Annotated in this window: 5 protein-coding genes; all 5 read left to right on the top strand. The window is 43.8% G+C overall.

Going from position 1 to position 6,048, the window contains the following annotated elements; genetic code table 11:
• Positions 1–1,495 (top strand): eCIS core domain-containing protein (locus RH949_RS14955; protein ID WP_446354156.1); only part of this gene is annotated, 1,495 nt, incomplete at its 5' end.
• A gap of 80 nt (positions 1,496–1,575) precedes the next feature.
• Positions 1,576–2,196, top strand: coding sequence for a hypothetical protein (locus tag RH949_RS14950; protein ID WP_446354154.1), 621 nt, complete (start codon positions 1,576–1,578; stop codon positions 2,194–2,196).
• 69 nt (positions 2,197–2,265) lie between these two features.
• The gene (locus tag RH949_RS14945) at positions 2,266–3,240 is read left to right on the top strand and encodes a polyprenyl synthetase family protein (RefSeq protein ID WP_446354152.1); all 975 of its coding nucleotides are present in this window, start codon (positions 2,266–2,268) and stop codon (positions 3,238–3,240) included.
• 414 nt (positions 3,241–3,654) lie between these two features.
• On the top strand, positions 3,655–5,274 hold the full coding sequence (locus RH949_RS14940; protein WP_446354150.1) for an eCIS core domain-containing protein: 1,620 nt from the start codon (positions 3,655–3,657) through the stop codon (positions 5,272–5,274).
• Positions 5,275–5,447: 173 nt separating this feature from the next.
• The gene (locus tag RH949_RS14935; protein WP_446354148.1) at positions 5,448–5,810 is read left to right on the top strand and encodes a hypothetical protein; all 363 of its coding nucleotides are present in this window, start codon (positions 5,448–5,450) and stop codon (positions 5,808–5,810) included.
• The last annotated feature ends 238 nt before the right edge of the window (positions 5,811–6,048 follow it).

Here is a 6,048-nt window from a genome sequence, read left to right as displayed (position 1 = left end):
CTACGAGCAAGAAGCTGACCGAGTGGCGGCTCAAGTGGTTTCTATGTCATCACCTTCTGACAATTCAGCTCCAGTTCAGCGTTTAACACAAGATAATAACCCCATTCAGAGAGAGTCTTTGGCACAGTCGATTACGCCTGTTGTACAGAGGCGATTATCTGAGCAGGTGCAAACACAAGGATTAGTGCAACGGGCATTTCAAGCAGGTGGAACTGAAGCGTCTGAAGATTTAGAGAGCCGTTTGAATGCGTCTAAGGGTGGGGGTTCTCCTTTATCGGAGGACGTGAGAGGGTTTATGGAGCCGCGTTTTGGTTCTGACTTTAGTGGTGTACGGGTGCATACGGGCAGTGAAGCGGTTCAGATGAATCAGGAGTTGGGCGCTCAGGCGTTTACTCACGGGCAGGATATTTTCTTTAACCAAGGGAAGTATAATCCCGGTTCAACCGATGGGAAACTGTTGTTGGCACATGAAATGACTCATGTGGTACAGCAGACAGGTGCAGTCTCACCCAAGCAAGAACAACAAGCCATCCCATCAGAGAGTTCCGCCCACAAAGTACCTGGATATCTCCAATCGATTTTTTCTTCTCAACAAGGTAATACTGCCTTGTATCGCAAAGAATTACAAGATTTTCAGCAGGTAAACAGCAATAAAACTCTGGATCAATATCAATCTCAACTACAAGAACCTAATCAACGGGTTGAAATTACCCAAACTGCCCCTCTGCAACAAGCACGACTCATGATGCGGGGAAATTCTGCCCCAGGTAAACCGGGAAAGCAGGTCAGTTCAAAAGCCATGAGTCGCCTTGACAAGGCGAAAGAAGCAATTAAACACACTAAATCCGTGTTTTTATACGGTGCAGGTAATCAGACAAAAGCATTGAAGGCAACTAACTTTAACTCCCAGTTCCGTCTTTTGGTTATGCGTGACGATCCTCAGGTTCTTCAGGCTGTGGGTGAAACGAGTTTCTGGCAGTTGACTGACTCGGTGAAGCCTATTGCGGCTGCCAATCCCGAAGCCTTGACAGCAGCTAAGGCAGATCTCGCTCATGGTGGCAATTGTGGTGAACACGCTGAGGTTGCTTTTGATTACTTACGGGTTCAGGCTGTAGGTGAAACGCTCCACTGGTCTTCTAAACAGGGATTAGACCATGACTTTGTTCTTATGGGCGTACCAGAAGACACTGATGCGGACATTGTTGTGGCAGATCCTTGGCCAACAAGAGCTACTGCAACAACATGGGAAGATCACTTTGCCTATACATCAAAGCGTGAAAAAATCCAACTGAAACACAGCATGGTTGCAGATGGTCAAAATGTGAAAGCTGTTATTGCTGCTGGTCTCACACTTACTGATAAAGGTAAGCAGGTTGCAGCCCTGAAACGCTCTAATAAACAAACAAAAGAATTACTGAAACGCAGTAAGGAACTTCATTTCTGGACACATTCTGATGCCGCAGCAAAGGGACATGACTATGACTATCATACATGATTGCTGTCAGCATATCACAGTTTCTCTAAATACTTTGGTAACGGGCAAAGATACCCACAAGCAAGGCAAGGGATAATACTATGAAAGCTAGCAATTTAATTAGTTTGATTGCTGTGGTTATCTGGGGGTGTCAAACCTCTGCCAGCGTCAATTCTAGCCCTATTCCTTTAACCTCACAATTAAACCCCAAAGAAACACCTATGACAAATCCGATGAGACCCACAAATTCTGTTAGTTTCATTCCAGGACGGCCAATTAAGCCATCCAGTCAACTACTCAATTGGCTCAACAACGAAACGCAGACAGCTTCTGGCTCAAGAAAACTACTGCGACTTCCAGTGGTGATTTATTTCCAAGATTCCTACCGACTCGCCCTTGGTGATTCCTTTATCGGTACATCTGATCAAGACCGTGACCAAGACACTATTTTTTTGTCTCTTAGTGACGCTGCCATGAGCATATCACTCTTATCTACGTTGAGAGATATCTGCCCAAAAACGGTAAATTCATGTGCCGTATGGCTCGAAGGTTATTGGGGATCACTAATTGATTTTGACTTACCTGAACTATCTGCACTCAGAGAAGAGCAAGGAGAAAATACAAAATCGTCTTTTTCTGTTCTGAAAGTCCATGAACTGATTCAAGAACAACCAGAGCAGGATGAGGAGATAAGAGTGTTTATTGAGTCTCTGTCTCTGTGAATTTGGAGATTAAGCCTCACCCAGCTCAAGTCTTGACAGAAATTAAGTTTCCAACTGGAGAGGATAGCAGTGGCTAATTTTAGCCTAACCGATAGAGATGTTACTGACTTAACGAGATTTCAAGAACTGCTGCCAGATGTACGCAGCTACATTCGGCAACATGCACCATCTGACTGGCCTGAGTTTCGCTCAGTTTTGACGGCTGTCACGGATGAACCCTTAAGTGCGCTAGCAATTTTGCCGTTGGCAAGTTGTGCGGCAGTGGGCGGTAATCCACAAGAAGCGATTCCAGTAAGTGCTGCTTGGGTAGTCCTCAGTTTAGCTATGCGTATCTTAGATGATTTGCAGGATCAGGATCGACCTGATGCGCTGTGGGCAACAATTGGTTTGGCTCGCAGCTTTAACTTCAGTGCAGCCCTCTATGCGTTATGCAATGAACTCCTGGCTCAAGCTGCATGGACTCCTGAGCTTTATCGAGTAATTAATCAACACTTTTCTCAAACAGGACTGCACTTATTAAAAGGTCAAGATCGGGATCTACGCAATCTAACTCTCACTATTGAAGACTACTGGCATACGATAGAAGAAAAAAATGCTAGTGCCTTTGTTTTAGCTTGTACTGCTGGTGGACTTTGTGGTCCTGATAACCCAAAACTTCTTGATGCCTGTCGCAGGTTTGGATATCATCTTGGATTGGCTCTACAGTTGTTTGATGATTTTGAAGGAATTTGGGGACAATCTGGCAGGGGTGACTTGGTAATGGGTAAGATAACATTGCCAGTTATTTACGGTCTCAACGTAGCCCATAATCGGCGTGATGAACTCCAGAAACTAATCGATGATGCTAGTTTAGCGAAGGAATCAGAACGGATTCGTGAGATTCTCGATCAGATTAATACTCGTGATTTTATGATTTGGACAGCTTTGCAAGAGCGTAAAAAAGCGGTTGCAGCTTTGGAACCCTGTCCAGGTCAGCAGGGGGTTACGGCTTTAACTGCTTATGTAACTACAATTTTTGCCCACATTGAGGATGTTTTGAGGTAGCGCGATCGCGCTATTCTTGACCAAACCAAAAAATGTTTAGAGTTAGTAAGGCGATGGAGACGGTAAATTAAAATATCAAATCGGAGAAAAGGTATAAGGTGAAGGGGAATCTGTGCGATCGCGCTTGGGAATTTGTCCTGGAAAGCCCCATTTAACGAGACAGTAGATAGCAAAATTAGCTGTGTTAAAATGACAATCTAATAACGTGTAGGCGATCGCTTTTTTGGTGAGTGCGATCGCGGATATTGTCGGCTGCGTTACGGCAAGATTTATGCTTTATGCGCTACGTTGTTTCTCGCAGTTCGCTGGCGCGTAGTGATAGTGTTCTGGATAGGCGATGAGGAGATAGAATGATAGAGTTTCCTCCAGGATTGAGCTGGATTCAATAAATCATCAGGTAACTGAGGCGGCATCATGTATAAACCCCTACAAAAGAAAAATTCCTCCTGGACTCCAACAACGGCACAGAAAAAGAGCAAGAGTCCGTCTAAATTAGGGCATTTTTCGATTCAACCCAAGCCAAATCAGAAATCGTCTCAGTCGCAGGAAATAGGGGAGTATTCCAGAGACTCGGCGGATAGACTAGCCGCGAATGTGATGCGAAGTCTGGAAGCTAAGGGGTCTCAGGAGACAGAAACGCCAACAGTGCAGCCTCAGTCCGAATCCAGGATTTCAGTTGCTGATGTCGTCGGACAAAGAATGTCCACCCTAACGCCACGCACCCTGACTCCACTCCAGAGAAAGTTAACAGTCGGGCAACCAGGAGATAAGTACGAACAGGAAGCCGACACAGTAGCCGCCAAAGTTGTCGAACAGATTAATTCTCCCACGTCCCAGCAATCCGTACAAGGAAAAGTAGAACCAGTAGCTCAGCCGACAGTGATGCGTGATGGCGGAGTTGGTGGAGGTGCGGTTGACGATTCCGTTGAGCAAAGTATTCAGCAAGCCAAAGGTAGTGGACAGGGGCTTTCCGAGAAAGTTAGAGAGCCAATGGAGCAGGCGTTTGGGGCTGATTTTAGTGGCGTGAGGGTGCATAACAATAGCAATGCTGATCAGCTTAATCGCTCCTTAAATGCCCGGGCGTTTACGACGGGTCCGGATATCTTTTTTAAGCAGGGAGAATACAATCCAGGAAGTCGGGATGGGCAAGAGTTGTTGGCGCATGAGTTGACCCATGTGGTTCAACAATCAGGTAGTCAATTAAAAACTAAACAGGCTGGTTCAGAGAAGAGAACTTCAGAAATTCTTCCCGATGGAGAAGTTACTTTTGATAAGGGACAACTTAAGTATAAAAATCCAACTCTTCAAGCTAAAGCTAAGCAGATTATTCAACGTGATGATGAACCGGAAGAAGGTACAAGGTCAAATCCTATTGAATACAGTGAGATGAAAGTTCTTCAATGGGATTGGAAAATGATTGAAGAAGATCTATTTTATGATGATTCGGCGGCACGATTCCATGTTTCGGCAAAATTTGGTAAAGTCCCTCTGAAAGGAAATGACTCTGCTTGGGTATTAGATGAAGTAAACGCTAGTCGTCAAACAGTCAGAGGTTTAACGGCTGAAGCTAATTCTCTAACCTCACGCTATTATATGCTTAATGGTCAGCTAGCCTTTACACTGCGTCTGAATTTTAGATTCAAGACTGATGACGTTAAAGAAACATCAAGCACAACTGTTGGTGGTAGTTTGAGTGCTGGGCAGAAAGCAACTTTAGGTGCTTCACTTCCAGTTAAAGGAGTTGATGTTAGTGCAGGAGCAGAAAGTAGTCGTGGAGCTGGCTTAAATTTAAGTCATACTTGGGGAAGAGAGCAAACAATTTCGGGAGCAGCTTTTGATGTAACTCGTGAGTTTATGTTTACGAACATAAAAAACAGTTCTAGAGTACAATTTCAAGAAGTAGATAGTTTTACTCCTGATCCAGATATGATTGGTGCGATTGCAGGTACAGATGGTTGGTTTGATTCCACCAGTTATAAATTTGTAGCTACTGATTTATTGTTTTTGGCGCAGGTTGCATCGAAACTAATATAAATTAAATACAAATAAAAAGCAGGTATATTCTATGTAACTGAGACACACGCTGCTTTTATGCTCAGCTCAGATATTCTATAACTCTTAGTTAGGAGGAAGAGAAAATAAAAATTAAAAAGTATTTTTTGAAGGTTGTCCTAATAATTACACTTGTTTTACTACAGGTTTCTTGTATGAGTGAAAGTGTAGAAACGTACTCCGGATCAGCGAATATTACAATTTTTTGGGATGATAATCATTACAACGCTCATTCCAACAACGTTTTTCTGTTGCGTGACAAGGATGCACAACGAGTTGAACTAAATTTTAAAGAAGCTCAAGCTTCTGATATTGGTGAAGTTAGCGCACAGATTACATGGGAGCAGGGAAGTATTAGCGGCTACGTAAAGATTCATGACAAGACTTGCGAAATGGTAACAGGAACACCAGGTACGGTGACACGAGAAGATAAGGAATATTATGGATTTTCGGGAAGTTGTGAATTTAGGGAGGGTACATCAGGAAGACAGAATGTTCGAGTTGCTATTGAATATTGAGGGCTAGGTGAAAACCTGATTCTCTCAATCAAACTGTTATTGTTATCTCAAAGCTGCTCGGACTAGGGCAATCGCTTGATCTAGGTGCGATCAGGGAGAGTTCTTGAGCAAATGGGCTTGGGACTAGCAAATCGTTAGGCAACTGAGGCGGCATCATGTATAAACCCCTACAAAAGAAAAATTCCTCCTGGACTCCAACAACGGCACAGAAAAAAAGTAAGAGTCCGTCTAAATTAGG

Origin of the sequence: Coleofasciculus sp. A1-SPW-01 (assembly GCF_040217205.1) — a bacterium.
Lineage (GTDB): Bacteria > Cyanobacteriota > Cyanobacteriia > Cyanobacteriales > Coleofasciculaceae > Coleofasciculus > Coleofasciculus chthonoplastes_A.
The sequence above is the reverse complement of the archived record's forward strand: the minus strand, read 5'-3'. Positions and strand labels throughout refer to the sequence as shown.

What these genes read in the sequence shown, in the direction of transcription:
- RH949_RS14950 (WP_446354154.1), top strand. Translation starts at nt 1,576, where the DNA reads ATGAAAGCTAGCAATTTAATTAGTTTGATTGCTGTGGTTATCTGGGGG.
- RH949_RS14935 (WP_446354148.1), top strand. Translation starts at nt 5,448, where the DNA reads ATGAGTGAAAGTGTAGAAACGTACTCCGGATCAGCGAATATTACAATT.
- RH949_RS14940 (WP_446354150.1), top strand. Translation starts at nt 3,655, where the DNA reads ATGTATAAACCCCTACAAAAGAAAAATTCCTCCTGGACTCCAACAACG.